The organism is Burkholderia sp. Ac-20344, from assembly GCF_017104975.1.
Taxonomy (GTDB): Bacteria; Pseudomonadota; Gammaproteobacteria; order Burkholderiales; family Burkholderiaceae; genus Burkholderia.
This window is the reverse complement of the sequence record NZ_JAAGPP010000061.1, coordinates 20,777-39,327: the sequence shown is the minus strand read 5'-3', so window position 1 is coordinate 39,327 and position 18,551 is coordinate 20,777. Positions and strand designations below refer to the sequence as shown.

The 18,551-nt window shown below is 68.8% G+C and carries 15 protein-coding genes; 3 read left to right on the top strand and 12 right to left on the bottom strand.

Going from position 1 to position 18,551, the window contains the following annotated elements:
* Positions 1 to 294: 294 nt before the first annotated feature.
* From G3N64_RS19810 to G3N64_RS19795, 4 genes are all read right to left on the bottom strand, one after another.
* Complete coding sequence (locus G3N64_RS19810; protein ID WP_205785446.1) at positions 295 to 1,782, bottom strand: MFS transporter; 1,488 nt, start codon at positions 1,780 to 1,782, stop codon at positions 295 to 297.
* Between the two features lie 83 nt (positions 1,783 to 1,865).
* A complete protein-coding gene (locus G3N64_RS19805; RefSeq protein WP_205785445.1) occupies positions 1,866 to 2,885 on the bottom strand; it encodes a cyclase family protein in 1,020 nt (339 codons plus the stop codon).
* Between the two features lie 86 nt (positions 2,886 to 2,971).
* Positions 2,972 to 4,252, bottom strand: coding sequence for a CoA transferase (locus G3N64_RS19800; protein ID WP_205785444.1), 1,281 nt, complete (start codon positions 4,250 to 4,252; stop codon positions 2,972 to 2,974).
* An 85-nt stretch (positions 4,253 to 4,337) separates the two neighbouring features.
* On the bottom strand, positions 4,338 to 5,102 hold the full coding sequence (locus G3N64_RS19795; RefSeq protein WP_205785443.1) for an IclR family transcriptional regulator: 765 nt from the start codon (positions 5,100 to 5,102) through the stop codon (positions 4,338 to 4,340).
* Positions 5,103 to 5,333: 231 nt separating this feature from the next.
* Here G3N64_RS19795 and G3N64_RS19790 point away from each other — a divergent pair, with 231 nt between their 5' ends.
* The 3 genes from G3N64_RS19790 to G3N64_RS19780 all read left to right on the top strand — a co-directional run bounded on the left by G3N64_RS19790 (position 5,334) and on the right by G3N64_RS19780 (position 9,024).
* Complete coding sequence (locus G3N64_RS19790) at positions 5,334 to 6,236, top strand: CoA ester lyase (RefSeq protein WP_205785442.1); 903 nt, start codon at positions 5,334 to 5,336, stop codon at positions 6,234 to 6,236.
* Between the two features lie 202 nt (positions 6,237 to 6,438).
* Entirely contained in the window at positions 6,439 to 7,521 is a 1,083-nt protein-coding gene (locus tag G3N64_RS19785) for a porin (RefSeq protein WP_205785441.1), read from the top strand.
* Between the two features lie 45 nt (positions 7,522 to 7,566).
* Positions 7,567 to 9,024, top strand: a complete 1,458-nt coding sequence (locus G3N64_RS19780) for an MmgE/PrpD family protein (protein ID WP_205785440.1) — start codon at positions 7,567 to 7,569, stop codon at positions 9,022 to 9,024.
* A gap of 14 nt (positions 9,025 to 9,038) precedes the next feature.
* On the opposite strand, the gene G3N64_RS19775 is transcribed toward G3N64_RS19780, so the two are convergent.
* The 8 genes from G3N64_RS19775 to G3N64_RS19740 all read right to left on the bottom strand — a co-directional run bounded on the left by G3N64_RS19775 (position 9,039) and on the right by G3N64_RS19740 (position 18,284).
* Positions 9,039 to 9,968 (bottom strand): LysR family transcriptional regulator, encoded by a 930-nt coding sequence (locus G3N64_RS19775; RefSeq protein ID WP_205785439.1) that lies wholly within the window; start codon positions 9,966 to 9,968, stop codon positions 9,039 to 9,041.
* 290 nt (positions 9,969 to 10,258) lie between these two features.
* Positions 10,259 to 11,278 (bottom strand): cyclase family protein, encoded by a 1,020-nt coding sequence (locus G3N64_RS19770; protein ID WP_205785438.1) that lies wholly within the window; start codon positions 11,276 to 11,278, stop codon positions 10,259 to 10,261.
* Complete coding sequence (locus G3N64_RS19765) at positions 11,275 to 12,756, bottom strand: MmgE/PrpD family protein (RefSeq protein ID WP_205785437.1); 1,482 nt, start codon at positions 12,754 to 12,756, stop codon at positions 11,275 to 11,277. The genes G3N64_RS19770 and G3N64_RS19765 overlap by 4 nt, the downstream gene beginning before the upstream one ends.
* On the bottom strand, positions 12,753 to 13,625 hold the full coding sequence (locus G3N64_RS19760; protein ID WP_205785436.1) for a CoA ester lyase: 873 nt from the start codon (positions 13,623 to 13,625) through the stop codon (positions 12,753 to 12,755). Before G3N64_RS19760 ends, G3N64_RS19765 begins: the two co-directional genes overlap by 4 nt.
* On the bottom strand, positions 13,622 to 14,860 hold the full coding sequence (locus G3N64_RS19755) for a CoA transferase (RefSeq protein WP_205785435.1): 1,239 nt from the start codon (positions 14,858 to 14,860) through the stop codon (positions 13,622 to 13,624). Before G3N64_RS19755 ends, G3N64_RS19760 begins: the two co-directional genes overlap by 4 nt.
* Before the next feature lie 102 nt (positions 14,861 to 14,962).
* Complete coding sequence (locus G3N64_RS19750; protein ID WP_205785434.1) at positions 14,963 to 16,126, bottom strand: zinc-binding alcohol dehydrogenase family protein; 1,164 nt, start codon at positions 16,124 to 16,126, stop codon at positions 14,963 to 14,965.
* A 58-nt stretch (positions 16,127 to 16,184) separates the two neighbouring features.
* Positions 16,185 to 16,772, bottom strand: a complete 588-nt coding sequence (locus tag G3N64_RS19745) for a hydrolase (protein WP_205785433.1) — start codon at positions 16,770 to 16,772, stop codon at positions 16,185 to 16,187.
* 9 nt (positions 16,773 to 16,781) lie between these two features.
* On the bottom strand, positions 16,782 to 18,284 hold the full coding sequence (locus G3N64_RS19740; RefSeq protein WP_205785432.1) for an MFS transporter: 1,503 nt from the start codon (positions 18,282 to 18,284) through the stop codon (positions 16,782 to 16,784).
* Positions 18,285 to 18,551: the final 267 nt, after the last annotated feature.

The following is an 18,551-nucleotide window of genomic DNA, read 5'->3' as shown; positions in this document are numbered from 1 at the left end:
CGTCGAACCCGTCGGGGTTGCTCACGATGGCCGGGAAAAGCGCGTACATCTATTGGGTGCCCGACTCTACGCTCAATACGGTGACTCAATGTAATGTACGCACCTGGCACGCCGGGCATGGCCATTCACGCGACGCACAAACAGGGGCGCATTGGCGTTGCGTGAGGGGCGACATAAGCTGCACGCATTTCTCCGCTGATACGAAGAAGGCCACGGGCCGCCGATCCTGCTGAACGGCGAGGCCGGGGCGACGGAGGTCGATCCCCGCGTTTGGCCCCGTGTCTGCCGACGCCGTTACGCGGCCTCATCCCCGGCTCCTTTTCGCCGCCCGTTGACGCGCCGACTTGGCCATGCCGCGAGCCCGCGCACCACCACCGCGTGCCCGGCCCCATCCTCGCCGCGGCCCGTGATCTCGTCCAGCGCCCGGTTGTTGGTGCACGGCCCGAACACACCTATCGCCACCATCACGATCAGCATACTGCCGCCGATCAGCACGAAAACCGCGGACACCCCGGCGCGTTCGAGCAACAGCGCGACGATGAAACTGCTCGCGATGCCCGTCAGGCGGCCGATCGAATGCACGAAGCCGAGCGCGCGCCCGCGGATCTCGGTCGGAAACACTTCCGACTGGTACGCAGTGCCGTTGCTCGCGAGCACCGTGTTGGACAGCGTGACGAGCAAGCCGAACACGATCACGAACGGCGCCTGCGCCGACATCGCGAACGCGGTGCCGAACAGCGCAACGCCGAACGCCGACGCGACGATCAGCCACTTGCGCTCGATCCGGTCGGCGAGCAGGCCGGCGACGAACGGCGACACCGGATACGCGAACGCGATCAGGAACGCATACCAAAGACTCTTCGTGACGGTTGCGCCCTGCGCGGCGAGCAGCGTCGGCAGCCACTGGCTGAAGCCGAAGAAGCCGATGCTCAGGAATGCATTGAACGCGATCAGCATCGCCGTGCGGCCGCGATGCCGCGCATCCCACATCGACGGCGCGCGCTGCGCAGCCGGGGCAGCTGCGGCCGGCGTCCGGACCGCGGGCAGCGGCCGGCCGGATTCCCGCTCGACCGCCTGCTCGAGCCGCTGCAGCACGGCTTCGGCCTCGGCCTCGCGGCCGGTGCGGGCGAGCCAGCGCGGCGACTCCGGCAACCGCGACTGCAGCCACCAGACGACGACCGCACCGCTGCTGCCGAGCAGCACGACCCAGCGCCACCCGGACATCCCGAGCGGATCGCGCGGCACCCATAGCCACGACACCAGCGCGAGCACGGGCATCGCGAGATAGCCGACCGCGAAGCACAGCGCGAACGCGCGACCGCGCACCGCCTTCGGCACCAGCTCGGTCAGGAACGCGCTGATCGTGATCAGCTCCGCGCCGATGCCGCAGCCCGCGATGAAACGGCACACGAGAATGCCGAGCGCATGCGTCTGCACGCACATCGCAAGGCTCGCCGCCGTGTAGAGCAGCAGCGCGCCGGTGAACAGCGTGCGCCGCCCGAAGCGATCCGCGAGGCGCGACACGAACATCTCGCCGACGAACAGCCCGGCGAACGTCGCCGCGCCGAGTGCGCCCTGGTCGGACATGCCGAGCACACCGTGCGAGCCCGCGTGAAAGATGCCGTCGCGGATCAGCCCCGGCGGCAGGTAGGTCATCTGGAACAGGTCGTAGACCTCGAAAAAACCGCCAATGCTCAGGAACAGCACGAGCGTCCAGATGCTGGCCGTCGCGGGCAGGCGGTCGATGCGCGCGGCGATCGACGCCGCATGGGAATGGGACATGGCGACTCCTCGGTGATCCGCCCGCGCGGCCTGCGCGAAGCGGCGGACAGGGCGCCGGCGCGGCGTGCGCACGGCGCCGACGTTCATACGGTGGCGACCGGATTGACCGGCGACCCGACGAGCCCGCGCAGGTGCAGCGGCGGCGCGGTCAACAGGAAGCGGTTGCGCCGGTGCGCGCGCAACCAGTCGGCAAGCGGCGTCAGGTGCCACAACTCGCCGAGATGAATGCCGAGCTTGAACAGGCACAGCTCGTGCAGCGGCATCAGCGCGCCGGGCCGTTCGCGCGCCGACGCATGGCGCGGGCGCTCCTCGACCGCGTGGTTGTCCGCTGCGAGCGCGGCGAGCCCCGATGCGTCGATCCATTCGAGCAGGCGCGGATCGTTGCCGTCGAGCACGCAGCACACGTCCGGCGCGCCGGGCTCGTCACGCGCGTCGGCGTCGAGCAGGCGATCGGCGAAGCCCGTATGCACGCACACGATGTCGCCGCGCTCGACAACGACGTCATCCGCGCGCAGCACCGCCATCCATTCCGCATAGCCGATCTTGCGCCGCTCGTCGCCGAAGTGGCGGCGCAGGTCGACCAGCACGCCACGCCCCTGCACGCCGGTTTGCGCCATCACCTCGATGCCGAGCGCGCGCGCGCCGCCGCGCGGCGCACCGGCTTCGGGCACGTGGATGTGCTCGTCCATCCGGTAGCCGTTGTAGAACACGCGGGCTCGCTCGCCGTCGCCCGCCGGGTCGAACAGCGAGCCGACGTGCGACAGCGCATCCCACTGCGTCGAGAACTGCGAGTGCATGCAGAACGAATCGTCGCAGACCACATCGGTTGCGTTGACAACCTGTTCGTCCGCCCGATAGCCGAAGTACGGCTTGTCGCCGAGCAGCGCCGGCATGATCGCCGGCGGCCGGCGCCGCGCGTTCAGCCCGCCGCCGCGCGGCACGTCGAGCGGCAGGCTGAGCGAAAACACACGGCCTTCGCGCACCTCCGCGACGCCGCGCAGCACCGCGTCGGCCGTCAGCCAGTTCAAGCGCCCTTTCTGATCGTCCGGGCCGAAATCCCCCCAGTTCGAGCCGGGCGGCCGATGGGTCCAGCGTGGCTTCATGGTGTCTCCTCCATGCAATGTCCAGGGTGCGGCGGCAGGCGCGCGCGACCGTCCTTCGCGGCCGCGTCGCGCCCAAGGTTGCTCGCCTAGCGTGTGCGGATCACGCCGAGCCCGGCGAGCCGCTCGTACTCGTGTTCGCCGAGCAGCGGCATCAGGATCTCGCGATTGTTCTCGCCGAGCGCGGGCGCCGGCCGGCGAAACGTGCCGGGCGTGGCGGACAGGCGTGGCGTGATGTTGTGCATCGGCAGGCTGCCGACGTCGTCGTCCGGTAGCTCGACGAGCGCTTCGCGATCGATCACGTAGCGGTCCTGAACGATCTGGGCGATATCATGGATCGGTCCGGCCGTCACGCCTGCTTCCTCGAAGAACGCGAGATTGGCGTCGAGATCGCGTGCGGCGATGAATTCGCCGACGATCGCATCGAGCGCCTCCGCGTGCTGCACGCGCTGCACGTTGGTCGCGTAGCGCGGATCGTCGATCAGGTCCGCGCGGCCGATCGCGCGGAACAGCCGCTCGGCCATCGCCTGCGTCGAGCTCGACAGGCACAGCCACTTGCCGTCGCGGGTGCGATACGCGTTGCGCGGCGCGGTATTCGACGAGCGGCTGCCGGTGCGCGCCTTGATCTCGCCCGACATGACGTAGTTCGCGGCGGCCGGCCCGAGGATCGACAGCAGCGGCTCGAACAGCGACACGTCGATCACCTGTCCCGCCGCGCCGTGCGCGTCGCGCGCATGCAGCGCGACCAGCACGGCGATCGCGCCGGACAGCCCGGCCGTCATGTCGCCGAGGAACATCGGCGGCAGCACCGGCTCACGATCGGCGAAGCCGTTGATCGCCGCGAACCCCGCGTACCCTTCCGCGAGCGTGCCGAAGCCCGGCTTGTGGCGGTACGGCCCCGTCTGCCCCCAGCCGGAGATCCGGGCGACCACCAGTTCCGGACGAATCGCGAGCAGGTCGTCCGGGCCGAGCCCCATCTTCTCGGCGACGCCGGGCTTGAAGCTCTCGACGAACACGTCCGCGTCGCGCACCAGCCGGCGGACGATGTCGATCCCCTCGGGCGCGCGCAGGTCGACGCATACGCTGCGCTTGTTGCGCCCGTACACCTTCCAGTTCGTGCTGATCCCGCCTGCGCCGACCGCGCGCAGCGTATCGCCGCGCTCGCTCTCGACCTTCACGACGTCCGCGCCGAAATCGGCGAGCTGCACGCTCAGCATGTTGCCCGCCATCAGGCGCGACAGGTCGACGACGCGCACGCCCGCGAGCGGCCCCTGCGCGCCGGCGTCGAACGGTTTCGGATGGATCGGGCCGGTGGACGCGCGACGGCGCGCGCCGGCCGCGTGAGCGGCCTGCGGATCGGGAACGAACATGCTTGTCTCCTGGTGGGTGGGTGTCGTTCTGGGTGTCGTTCGATGCGGAATGCCGGTAAGGCCGCGCGCTCAGCCGCGCACGGCGCTACTCGAGCAGCACGCCGAGCTGGTCGGCCGCCCGGAACGCCCCGCCCGCGGCGGGCAGATCGCCGCCCAGCGCATGCGTCAGCTCGGCGGCGGCCGCCTGCACGCACGGCAAGTAGTCGGCCAGCACCTTCTTGTTGAAGCGGTAGCGCGGCACGCCGAGCGAGATCGCACCGCTCAGCACGCGGCCGACGCCGAACGCCGGGCACGCGATCGCCGCGCTTTCCGGGTCGCGCTCGGCGATCGACACCGCGTAGCCCTGCTCGACCGTCTTCTCGTAGTCGCCGCCGCGCGTGCCGCTGAACGCGAGCAGCACGCGCCCGGCCGCGCCGACGTCGAGCGGGAAGCGGTCGCCCTCGCGCAGATGCGTGCGCACCGAGCGCTGGGCCTGGATGCGGAACAGGCACACGCGCTGGTCGCCTTCGCGCACGTAGAACGCGGCCGTCTCGCCGGTTTCCACCGACAGCTTCGACAGGATCGGCATCGCGTACTCGCGCAGCTGGAACGACTCGCGATACATCATCCCGAGCTGGAACACGGCCGGCCCCAGCACGTAGCGGCCGTCCGGCAGACGCTTGATGAAGCGGAACTGCTCGAGCGATTCGAACATCCGCAACAGCGTGCTCATGTTGAGCCCAGTCTCTTCGCTGACCTGTGCCAGCATCAGCCCGCCGGGTGCATCGCCGAACGCCAGCAGCGCGGTCAGCGCGCGGTTGACCGCGGCCACGCCGCCCTCGGCCGGATTGCTTGTCTCCACCTTGCTCATGTCCACCTCGTGCGATGCCGGGCATCCGTGCCGCGTCGCGGCGGCCGGCACCGTAAAAATGAAAGTCACTTTCATTATACGCAGATCTTCGATGACATCAACATGAATCCGCGCAGCTTCGCTCGCTCATCGTCGCGCAATCCCCTTTTAAACTAGGCGTTAACGATAATCTTGACGAATGGGGTCATCCATCACAAAAATGAAAGTGACTTTTATTTTTCGAGGAAATCGATGAATTCGTCGTCCCAACCCGTCTGGCGCTCGCTGCTGTACGTCCCCGCCCACGTCCCCCGTTTCGTCGCATCGGCCGCCGCGAGCGACGCCGATGCGCTGATCCTCGACCTCGAGGACAGCGTCCCGCCCGCATGCAAGGACACTGCCCGCGACGGGCTGGCCGACGCCGTGCCGGCATTGCGTGCGCCCGGCCGCAACGTGCTGGTGCGCGCCAACGCCCCGCTCGACCTGCTGGTGCCCGACCTGCGCGCGGCCGTCCGCGCCGGCGTGGACGGCGTCGTGCTGCCGAAGGTGCGCGGCGGCTCGCACGTCGAGGCGATCGACGAACTGCTGGCTACGCTCGAGGAGGAAGCCGGCGCGCCGCCCGGCGGCACGCGGATCGTCGCGATCGTCGAAACGCCGCGCGCGTTCCAGGCAATGGACCGGATCGCGCGGGCGTCGCCGCGCGTCGTCGCGATGATGCTGGGCGGCGGCGATTTCGCGCTGAACTGCGAAAGCGGCGCGAGCGCCGACGTGCTGCGCGTGCCGAAGCAGTTGCTGATCATCGCCGCGCGCGCCGCCGGCATCCTGCCGCTCGGCCTGATCGGCGGCCTGGACGAACTGCGCGATCTCGACGCATTCGAACGCATCGCGCGCGCGTCCGCGGAGCTCGGCTATGCAGGCGCGACGTGCATCCATCCGCTGCAGGTCGGCGCGCTGAACCGCGCGTTCCGGCCCGACGATGCCGCGGTGCGCGACGCGAACGCGCTGCTGGCCGCTTACGACGACGCCCGCGCGAACGGACGCGGCGCGCTGCGCATCGACGGCCGGATGATCGACGCGCCCGGCGTCGCCCGTGCGAAGCGGGTGCTCGCGCGTCACGCGGCCGTGCAGGCGCGTGCCGACGGCACGCCCCGGTGATGCGAACGCCGCCCCTCATCGCCGCGTTTCGTCCCTGCGCGACCTGCGCATGCGCAGGTCGCGCGATGCACCCGCACGTTCCGCCACGACGCGGGCCGTTCGCCGACCGGCCCGGATAGCGTCGCCCCGCAGCACCGCCGCGCGGCTCGACCGGTGCGGCGCCGCAATCAAATAAATAACAAACCCATGAAGGAGACAAGCCATGGGCAAGCGAATGTCCGCACTGTGCGGACTGGGCCTCGTATCGGCCAGCGCCTGCGCGCAAAGCACGATCACGCTGTATGGCGTGGCCGACATCTATACGGAATTCCTCACCCACCAGGCCGCACCCGGCGACAAGTCGTCGGCATCGCTCGTGCGAATGGCGTCGGGCGGCAAGAGCGGCTCGCGCTGGGGCCTGAAGGGCGTCGAGGATCTCGGCGGCGGCTGGCAGGCCGCGTTCCGGCTCGAAAGCGGGATCAACCTGAACAACGGCACCGGCACCGGTGCAGGCGGCTTCGACCGCTCTGCGTGGGTCGGGCTGCAGCACGAGCACTGGGGCGCGTTGCGGCTCGGCCACCAGTACTCGACGCTGTTCGACATCATGGAGCCCTATTCGCCGACGGGCGCGTACTCGACGCTGTACGAGCCGGCCGGCGCGATCGTCGGCGTCAATTTCCGCGAGAACAACGTCGCCAAGTACCTGGCGAAGATCGGCTCGCTGACGCTCGAAACGCACTATTCGTTCGGCGGCACGCCCGGCGCATTCCAGTCGAACGCCGCGTACGGCGCCGGCGTCGACTATGCCGGCGGCACCTTCTCGTTCGCCGCCGCATTCGACAACGTCAACACGCCGCAACCGGGCGGCTTCGCGCATTTCCGCCGCTACGCCGCCGCCGCGATCGTGTCCGTCGACCGCGCGCAACTGCTGGCCGGCGTCACGCACGGCCAAAGCAGCGTCGCAGCGACGTCGGTCGTGACGCGCTACACGTTCTGGTGGGCCGGCGTGCGCTACGCGATCACCCCGTTCCTGCAAGCGATCGGCGCGTTCTATTACGAGGACATCCGCGCGCAGAACCCGCCGAACGCGCACGCGAGCGCGCCGCACCCCGCCAACCCGCAGCAGGTCACGCTGCAACTGAACTACTTCCTGTCGAAAGCCGTCACGCTGTACCTGGCGGGCGGCTACGCGCGCCGCGCCGCGCTCGATTTCGACAACTACAACTACAACTTCCTCCACTACACGCTGGCCGCCGACCGCGCCAGCAGCGCGGGCGCGGCACTTGGCCTGCGCAAGCTGTTCTGAGCTCGCTTCTCCCCCAGCTTCAGGAACCTCCGGAGTCATCGCACCATGAACCGCCGCTACTTCCTTTCCACCCTGACCGGCGCGGCGCTCGCGCTACCGCTCGCCCAGGCCCGCGCCGGCGCGCTGCTCGCCGCCGACCGCCCGGATCTCGCGCAACAGCTCGCCGACTACGCGGCCGGGCTGCAGTATCGCGACCTCGACGCCGCGACGATCGAGACGATCAAGGCGCACCTGATCGACGCGCTCGGCTGCGCGATCGCCGCGCACGACGAACGCCCGGTGCGCATCGCGCGCGACGCCGCGTTCGCGTCGCCGGGCGGCATATCGACGATCGTCGGCACGAACCAGCGCACGAGCCCCGATCTCGCCGCGTTCGCGACCGGCACCGCGCTGCGCTACTACGATTTCAACGACGCGTACGCCGGCAAGGAGACCGGCCATCCGAGCGACAACATGTCCGCGTGCCTCGCCGTCGCCGAAGCGCAGCACGCGAACGGCCGCGACCTGATCCTGTCGATCGCGATCGCATACGAGATCGCGTGCCGGCTGATGGACGCCGCCGCGATCAGCCCGCGCGGCTGGGACCACACGTGCTACAGCCTGCCCGCCGTCGCGCTGGCCGCCGGCCGGCTGATGCGCATGCCCGCGCCGCAACTGGTGCAGGCGGTGAACCTGTCGATCAACAGCCATCTCGCGCTGAACCAGACGCGCGTCCAGCAACTGTCGAACTGGAAGGCGCTCGCCGATGCGGACGCGGCGCGCAACGCGGTGTTCTCGACGCAGCTCGCGCGTGCCGGGCTGACCGGCCCCGCGCCGATCTTCGAAGGCATGGCGGGGTTCTTTCCGCAGGTGTCCGGGCCGTTCGCCATCGACACGCGCGAATTCGGCGGGCGCGGCGGCGCATTCCGGATCGGCAAGTGCTTCGTGAAGTTCTATCCCGCGCAAGGGCTCACGCAAACCGCGATTCCGGCCGCGCTCGACGTCGCCGCGCAGGTCGGCGACCTGCGCCGCATCCGGCGCATCGAGATCCACACGACCGAGGTCGGCTACGTGACGGCCGGCCGCGACCGCGAAAAATGGGCGCCGTCGACCCACGAGACGGCCGATCACAGCCTGCCGTACATCGTTGCGCGTGCGATGCTCGACGGCGACATCACGACCGAGAGCTACCGGCACGACGCGCTGCGCGATCCGGCGCTGCGCGCGCTGATCGAGCGGATCACGGTGCGCGAGGACCCGGCGCTGACTGCCCGCTATCCGGCGCAGGCGCCGAACCGGGTGACGGCCGTGCGCGAAGACGGCACGATCTGCACGAAGCAGGTGGACGACCTGCCCGGCTCGCCGACGCGGCCGATGCAGCGCGACGACTACGACGCGAAGTTCACGAAGAACTGCCGGCGGCACTGGAAACCGGCACAGATCCGCGCGGCGCTCGATTACCTGTGGCGGCTCGACGAACAGCCCGACGTCGCGACACTGCCCCCGCTGCTCGTCGTCGGCTGACCCGGGTGCTCGGCCTAAGCTTCCGCTGCGACGCCGTGCCGCTCGAGCGCTTCCGCGACCTCGACGATGCGGCCGCGCAGCCATGCGTGCGCGTTGCTGCCGTCGTAGCGGCGGTGCCAGTACAGCGACCACGCGACGGGCTCCATCGCGAGCGGCAGTTCGCGGATCACGAGCCGCTCGTCGTCGAGGCTCACCGCATGGCGCTCCGACATGATCACCGCGTACGGCAACGCATCCAGCATGTTCGGTACGACGAGCCAGTGCGGCACGTTGAGCGCGATGCGCCGCGTGCAGTTCATGTTCGCGAGCAGGTTGTCGATCAGGCTGTGATCGACCGGGTTGATCGTCACGTTGAGGAAATCGAGCGCGAGGAACCGCTCGAGCGTCAGCGGCCTGCCCGCTTCCGGATGGCTGCGGCTCATCACGCAGACCATCCGGTCATGAAACACGGTTTGCGACGACAGCGTGCCCGAATGTTCGAGACCCGCGCTGATCGCCAGGTCGAGCAGCCCCGATTCGAGCGCGTCGGCCGTCTTGGCGGCGCTCATGTGCACGACGTCCATGCCGATATTCGGGCTGGTCAATCGCATGCAGCGCAGCAGGGCCGGCAATAAAAGCAGCTCGGTGAGATCCGACATGCGTATCGTAAAATGGCGCTCGGACGTAAATGCATTGAATTGATAATCCGATTCAAATAATTCCTCGATTTGTTGCATGATCTGTCGAATTGGCATGGCCAGCGCCTGCGCGCGCGGCGTCAATTCCATGCCGACGGCGGTGCGCGCCAGGATTTCGTCCTTGAACACGAATCGCAGCCGCGCCAGCGCATTGCTGACGGCCGGCTGCGTGAGGCCGACCTTCAGGCCTGCCCGTGTGACCTGTTTCTCCGTCAATAGCGCATCGAGTATGACCAGCAGGTTCAGATCGATCGAACGTAGATTCATGTTTGCGACCATCCACTAAACAGGTTAATCACCGCCTCCGATTACGATTGCGATATTCCGCAACCGGAGCAATCCCCTGATATTTAGTGCAATGCACAAGAATAGTCCAATCTTGACGCATCGATATTTTTTAGATAGTGGGCGATATTTTTTATATTTTTGATTTAAATCACCCGTTTTTCATCGATTCTTCCGGATATCTTTCCAATCGGCTATTGAGTGTGCGCTTTGTGCAAGCCGATCGCGTTGCAAAAAAGTGCGGGCGGCCGCCGCCACAGCCGCCCGCAGGCTCAAACGGTCGCGACAGGATTCGCCGGCGCGCCGACCAGGCCGCGGATATGCAATGGCGGCGCGGTCAGCAGAAACCGGTTCCGGCGATGGGCATGCAGCCAGTTCGCGAGCGGCGTCAGATGCCACAGCTCGCCGAGGTGAATGCCGAGCTTGAACAGGCACAGTTCGTGCAGCGGCATCAGTGCGCCCGGTCGCGCAAGCGGCTGCGCATGCTGCGGACGTTCCTCGATCGCATGGTTGTCGGCCACGAGCGCGGCCAGCCCCGATGCGTCGATCCACTGCAGCAGCCGCGCATCGCTGCTGTCGAGCACGCACGCGCTCGCGACCGTCGCCGGCGATCCGCCGTCGTCGTTCAGCAGCAGATCCGCGAAGCCGGTGTGAATGCAGACGATATCGCCGTGCTCGACCTGCACGCGATCCGCCTCCATCACCTGCTGCAGTTGCGCGAAGCCGACCTTCGTGCGCGCGTCGCCGAAATGACGCCGCAGGTCGATCAGCACACCGCGCCCCTGCACGCCCGTCTGCGCCATCACCTCGATGCCGAGCGCGCGCGCGCCGCCCGTCGCGTCGCCCTCCTGCGGCACCCGCAGATGCTCGCCCATCCGGAAACCGTTGTAGAACACGATTTCAGGTACACCGTCGTCGTCCGCATCGAACAGGCCGCCCACGTGCGACAAGCCGTCCCATTGCGTCGAGAACTGCGAGTGCAGGCAGAACGCATCATCGCAGACCACATCGGTTGCGTTCGCAACCTGTTCGTCGGCGCGATAGCCGAAGTACGGCTTGCCGCCCAGGAGCGCCGGCATCACAGCCGGCGGCCGGCGCCGCGCGTTCAGCCCGCCGCCGCGCGGCACGTCGAGCGGCAGGCTCAGCGAGAACGACAGCCCTTCCCGGACCTCGGCAGCGCCCTGCCTCACCTTGTCCGGCGTCAGCCAGTTCAGCCGCCCCTTCTGATCGTCGGGACCGAAATCGCCCCAGTTCGAGCCGGGCGGCCGCTTTTTCCAGCGGGGTGCATTCAAGATCGGTGTCCTCCTTCCGTACCTGACGTCAGCGCCGCGAGCGCGTCGAGCGGCGCGTCGTCGGCCAGTGCCTGCACCGCGTCGCGCAGCGCAAGCGCGCGCGTCATGCCGAGCGCCGAACTCGCTGCCAGCACGAACTTCGCGGTGAGCTCCTGTTCGGTCAGCGGCCGCGAATTGGTGCCCTTGCTCGACTCGATCCGCGCCTCGCGCACCTGCCCGTCGCGCAGCTCGACGCGCAGCACGGCCGGCAGGAAATTCGGGAAGCGGGCGTCGCACCACGGATCGGCCACGCAGCGCACCTTCGCGGCCAGCGCGCGCCGGGCGGGGTCCTGCGCAAGCGCATCGTCGAAATCGTCGAACCAGACGCCGAGCCCGCCGCCGCCGAGCAGCGCCGCCGCGACCGTGTACGGCCCCGAGAATGCCGCCGCATAGCCGTTCGGCGGATTCGCCTTCAACTCCGCCGGCTCGCCGATCGTGCGCAGCGTCGACGTCGCGACCCGCAGCTCGGCCGAGACCACGTCGTCCGCCGTCACGCCTTGTGCCTTCAGTTGCAGCGCCGCGTCGATGCCCGGATGCGTGAAGTGGTTGCACGGATACGGCTTGAAGATGATCCGGCTCGTCTCCCATGCGTCGCCCAGGTCGCGCAGCACCGCGTCGACGTCGGCGAGATCGCCGCACCACGCGTGGAAGAAGCCGAAGCGGCCTTCGAGCGCGGTCGGCGGCGCGGTCACGCCCGCGCCCGCCAGTTCCGCCGCGCTCACGCCGGCGTGCGCCGCCCAGCCGCAGTGGATCCGCTTCACCGAGCCGCCGGTGCGGTTCGCTTCGAGCAGGCCCGCGCCCATGCTTGCGGCGATGCCGAGCGCCGCCGCGATCTGCGCCGCGTCGAGCCCGAGCAGCATCGCCGCGGCCGCCGCCGCGCCGACCGTGCCGCAGATCGACGTCGCGTGCTGGCCGCGTTCGAAGAACACCGAATTGCCGAGCTGCTCGTTGTAAGCGGCGACGCCGAGCCGGATGCACACCTCGGTGCCGACGGTGATCGCATCGAGCAGCGCCGCGCCCGACGCGCCGCTCGCCTGCGCGGCGGCGAGCGCGGCCGGAATCACGGACGCGCTCGGATGCAGCACCGACAGCATGTGCGAATCGTCGAAATCCATCGCATGCGCGAGCGTGCCGTTGACGAGCGCGGCGCTCGCGGCCGGCAGCCGGTCGGGCGCGCCGAGCACGCTCGCCGGGCCGGTGCCGGCCCAGCGCCGTGCGACCTGCAGCACCGACTGCGCAACCGGTTCGTCGTGCGCGATCAGGCTGTTGCCGACCACGTCGAGCACGCGCGCGGCGGCCTCGACACGCAGCCTGCGATCCAGCCCTTCGGCGCGCACCGCCGCCGCGAAGCGGCCGAGCGCACCGACGATGCCGTCGGGTGGCGCGGGCCGGTTGGCCGCGACCGCCGCCGGAGCGGAAAGCGTCTCGGGCGTGCTCATGCCAGTGCTCCACTGAGTCGAAGATTGTTCGCGAGCGCGAGCGTCACGCGCGCGTTGGCGATCAGCGGCGGCGCGACCACGCGGCCATCCGGCAGCACGAACACCGACGACGCCGAGGCCTTGCCCGCCGCCGCATCGACCGCCTCGAGCACGCGCTCGGCCGCGCGGATCTCGTCGTCCGACGGCGTGAACACCGCGTTGATCACCGGGAGCTGCGACGGATGGATCGCGAAGCGGCCGAGGAACCCCATCGATTTCGCGCGCAGCGTCGATTCCTTCAGCCCGTCGAGATCGGGCAGCGTGTGATAGACGGTCTGGATCGGCCCGTTCAGGCCCGCCGCGCGCGACGTGACGACGCAGCGCGCGCGGCACACCTCGAGCGTGAAGTTGTCGACGCCGATCTGCAGGTCCGCGCGCAGGTCGCTCTCGCCGAGCCCGATCCGTTCGAGCCGCGGGGACGCGGTCGCGAGCTGGTAAGCCGTCTCGACGCCGTACGCCGACTCGATCAGGATCTGGATGCCCGCATCGCAGCCGAGCGCATCGAGCCAGCCCGCGACCTCCTGGATCTGCTGCGGCAGGTCGCATTTGGGCAGGCGCAGCGCCAGCAGCGCCGGCTGCGCGATCGCGTCGACGTCGTCGCGGCACCACGGGCTGCCGATCGGGTTGATCCGCACGTAGGTCGGCTTCGGCGGACCTTCCGCGAGAATCGCGGCGGCCGCCTGGCGCGCCTCGGCCTTGTGGCTGGCCGGCACGGCATCCTCGAGGTCGAGCACGACGGCATCGGCTTCGCTCGCGTACGCCTTCTCCACCACCTGGGCCTTGTGCGCGGGCACGTAAAGGTAACTGCGGTAAGTTGCGCTGGTTTTCATAACACCCCTCGTTCGGTCAAATCGGCGATCTCGCGCCGCTCCAGTCCCAATGCGCCGAATACTTCGTCGTTGTGCGTGCCGCGCGCAGGCCCCCCCCAGCGGATCGCGCCAGGCGTGTCGGACAGCCTGAACGGCACGTTGTGCGTGCGGAACGCGCCGAGCTCCGCGTCGGGCACCGACACGACCGAGCCGAGCGCCGCGTACTGCGGATCGCGCAGCACGTCGGCGACGTCGTAGATCGGCGCGACCGCCGCCTGCGCACGCTCGAATTCGGCAATCACCTCATCACGTGTGCGCTGCCCGATCCAGCCGCCGACCGCCGCATCCAGTTCGTCCGCATGCTTCGCGCGCTCGGCGCCGTTCGCGAACCATGGTTCGTCGATCAGGTCCGCTCGGCCGACGAGGCGCATCACGCGCTCGGCGATGCTGTGCGCCGACGTCGACAGCGCGACCCACTTGCCGTCCGACGTGCGGTAGACACCGCGCGGCGAATTGTTCGGCGAACGATTGCCGGTGCGCTCCGGCACCCGGCCCGTCTGGTCGTAGCTCGCGACCTGCGCGCCCATCGCGGCGAGCATCGTCTCGATGATCGCGAGATCGACGACCTGGCCGCGCCCGGTGTGCTCGCGCGCCTTCAGCGCGGTCATGATCGCGAACGCGGCGGTCAGCCCCGCGACCGTGTCGGCGAGCGGAAACGACGGCAGGAGCGGCGGCCCGTCCGCCTCGCCGGTGATCGATGCGAGCCCGCTCATCGCCTCGGCCAGCGTACCGAAGCCCGGGCGACTCGCATACGGACCGAACTGGCCGAAGCCCGTCACCCGCACCAGCACGAGCCGCGGGTTGATCGCGGACAGCACGTCGTAGCCGAGGCCCCAGCGTTCGAGCGTGCCGGGCCGGAAATTCTCGACGACCACGTCCGCCTGCGCCGCCAGTTCGCGGAAGATCCGCTGGCCATCGGCCGTGCCGAGATTCAGCGTGACCGCCCGCTTGTTGCGCGCAAGCACCTTCCACCACAACGGCACGTCGTCGCGACGCGCGCCGTACTTGCGTGCCGGATCGCCGTCCGGATGCTCGACCTTGATCACGTCGGCGCCGTAGTCCGCGAGCATCGTCGCCGCGAGCGGGCCCGCGAACAGCGTCGCGGCGTCGATCACGCGAATGCCGTCGAGCGGCGCCGGTTTGGAGGCGTCCGGCGCCGCGCCGGCGTCGACGCCCCCGATTTCCACAGTGGCCATGCCGTTCTCCCATCAGATGGATTGCACGACGCGCCGCGCGCCGACATCATCTGCATGACTAATCATCATGCAGCGATGCGGGCGCGGCGCGCGACCTGCCGCTCAGACGGCGTTGATCCGGTAGATCGGGAAATACGTCTGGATCTTCCCGTTCAGGTAGTCGGACGCGAGCTTCGGCACCTCGTCGAAATCGAAGATCTCGGTCGGCTCCTGGCCGATCCAGCCGGTCGCTTCCTGGAAGTCGCGGATCGTGATGCTGTCGTCGTAACGCCACGCATGCGTGTGAATGTGCAGGCGGCGATTGATGCATTCCGTCGCGCGCAGGTTCCACAGGCGCATCCCGGTCTTCCAGCCGACCGTCGCGATGATGCCGGTGCGGCCGACCACGCGCGTCGTCGCGCGGTACAGCGCGCCGCCCAGGTTGTCGAGGAAGATCGCGACGCCACGGCCGCCGCTCAGTTCCGCGATCGTTTCCGCGAACACGCGCTCCGACTCCCGATAGCTCGCCTGGTACTCGGGATCGGCCTTGTAGCGTTCGTCGTCGTACGCGAGGTTCGGGAACTTGCGGCGATCGACCGGCGTGATGCCGAGCTTCGCGAGCTCGTCGAGGCGCCGGTCGTTGCTCGCCGTCATCGCGACGCGAAAGCCCTCGCGCTTCGCGAGCTGCAGCTCGGCGAGCGTCGTGCCGCCGCCCCAGCCGAACACCAGGTAGTCGGCCGGATCCACGTCCGGCAGCTGCGATCGCCAGCACGCCGACGCCACCTTCCAGTTGTCCCACGCGGTGAAGTAGCGGCCGTACGTCGCCCATTGCAGCAGCGAATGCCGGCTGTCCGTCGGCACCGCCACCAGGTTGTCGGCGCGCATCTTGGTCCGCTGCGCCATCACGCCGATCGTGCCCGGCGCGTCGTACGCGTAGACGAGTTCGGCGAACCCGTTTTCGTCGCGCTTGCCGAACGGCATCACCATGCAGATCTCGCCTTCCTGCAGCGTCTTCACGCCGCTGCCGCGCTCGACGATGCGCACCAGCGCGCCGTTGCCGAGCACGATCTTGTCCTCGCGGCGCTGCCGGCAGATGTCCACCGGGTTGCGCGACAGCGCGTGGTCGAGGTTCGCCTCCCACGAGCCGTACAGCGGCTCGACCAGCACCTCGTCGGCTTCCAGATTGGAGAATTCGAAGGTCTCGCGACGCAGCTCGCCCGCCACGGGCGCCTGCTTCCTGCTCGGTTCCGGTCCTGCGTAGAGAACCCATGCATCGGTCTTGATCATCGTCATGCCTCGGAAAAGGACTGCGTAGGAATGGTGCTCGCTGAACACGCCGCTTCGTTCACCGCGAATACGCGTGCTCGAGTGCCGCCTCCACGTCGGCCGTCGCGGCGACCTGCCCGAGTTTCGGGAAGATCTGCGTCAGCGCGAAGGTCTGCGCGTCGGTGGACGACGTGCTGACCGCGTCGCTGACGACGACGACGTTGTAGTTGTTTTCGTATGCCTGGCGCGCCGTCGATTCGACGCCGATGTTGGTCGCGATCCCGGTCAGCACGATGTCCGTGATGCCGCGCCGGCGCAGTTGCACGTCAAGGTCGGTGCCGGTGAACGCGCCCCACTGGTGCTTCGTCACGACGATGTCGGACGGCCCCACGCCAAGCGCCGGCGCGAACGCGCTCCATTCCGGATCGAGATTCGGCGGCGCCGACGGCGCATCCGTCTTGACCTTCAGCGCAACGCCGCCGTCCGGCTGGTAGCTCGTGTGCACGTAGATGACGGGGAGCTGCAGCGCGCGGAACGCGGTCGCGAGCTCGACCGTCTTCGCAACGACCTGCGCGCCGGTATAGGGCACGACCGGCAGCGACACGATGCCGTTCTGCAGATCGATGGCGACCAGGGCGACCGTGCGATTGAGCGTCGGAATGGACATGGTTGAACCTCACTTCTGTTGAGAGATGGAAGAAGCGGCGGCATCCAGGTGCCGGCTCGATGCCGCGTTGAGCAGCAGCAGCACGCTGACGACCGCCAGGACGATGGCCAGCTCGCGCAGGCCGTGATCGCTCGCCGGGTGGCCGAGCGCCAGCCCGACGAGCGCAAACGACAGGCTGCCGCCGACATACTGCGCGGTGCGGTACAGACCCGCGGCCGTGGCGATCCGGTCGTGCGGCGCGCTCTGGTAGAGCGCCGCCTGATTGCCGAGATTGTTGAAGCCGTTCGGCACGCCGAACACGATCGACAGCAGCACGATCGACCAGACCGGCATCGCGCTGGTGAGGAGGCTCATCACGACGCTGCCGACGCACAGCATCGCGGAGCCGATGACCAGCACCGGCCGCGAGCCGTGACGGTCCGCAAGGCGGGTCGCGAGCGTCGTCGCCACCGTGCCGACCCCGGCAATCGGCAGCATCACGAGGCCGGCGTCGGCGGCGGACAGATGCTTCGCCTCCTGCAGCCAGATCGGCAGTGCATAGAAGATCGCGTAGAACACCGCGTAGGTGCCGACGCAGCGCAGGTAGGTGCTCGTGAGCATACGGTTGTCGCTCAGCATGCGGATGTCGATCAGCGGCGTCGCGGCCTGCCGCTCGCGATGGATCAGCAGCGGGCACAGGACCAGCAACGCGACGAGCAGCAGCCAGTCGGGCTCGCGCGACACCGATTGCAGGAACAGCAACAGGCTCGCGAGCGTCAGGATGAACAGCGCGACGCCCGGCAGATCCAGTTCCTTCAGCGTGCCGTGCAGCGTACGGCGATCCTGCGCGCCGCGCCGGACAGCGTCGGCCGGGATCCACAGCCACGCCAGCACGAAGGCCAGCAGCACGATCGGCACGTTGATCCAGAAGATCGCGCGCCAGCCGGCGAATTGCACGAGCGCGCCGCCGAGTGGCGGCCCGAACGCGACGGCCACCTGCGCCGCGACCGAGATCGCGCCGAGGCCGCCCGTCGGTGTCGCGCCGTTCGCGTGCCGCTGCGACCACGTGCGGATCATCGCCATGCCGGCCGGATAAGCGGCGGACGTGCCGATGCCGAGCGCGACGCGCGACGCAATCAGCCACCCGAGCGACGGTGCGAACGGCGCGAGCGCGGACGCGATCAATACGATCGCGAGGCCGATGCAGAAGATCCGCTTCGCGCCAAACCGATCGGCGAGCCGCCCCATCGTCGGCTGGCCGACGGCCGTCGCGAGATAGAGGCCCGACACGAGCCACATCGTGTCGACGCGTTCATGCGCGCCACCCTGCGGGTTGAACGCCTGCTGGATGCCGACGAGCGCGACCGCGATCATCGACGAGTTCAGCGCATTGAGCAGCGTGCCGAGCACGATCGGGCCGACCAGCCGGGCCGGCAGACGCAGGCCCTCTGCGCGCGCATGTCGACCGCCTGCCGGCGTGACGCCAGGGGGCGAGGATGTCGCTTGCGCGGATCGATCGGGAGTCGTTTTCATGGCATCGTCAAAGGGTGGATTCGCATCGCTCGATCAAATTCGAACGTGCGTTCACCTTACCGTTACGATTGCTGTGAATGAAATGGATTGTTGCGATGCACACATTCGTCGCTTGAATGCAGATCGCGAACCGGATGGTCGAGCGCGGTCCCGGCAAGCCGGGAATGACATTGGCAAACAAACCGTGTCCCTTGCCGGACGGGCTCGTCCCGGGAGCGCGACGGATCTTGCCGAGTGCGTACGAAGTTATTGGCCCGGTATGAGTCC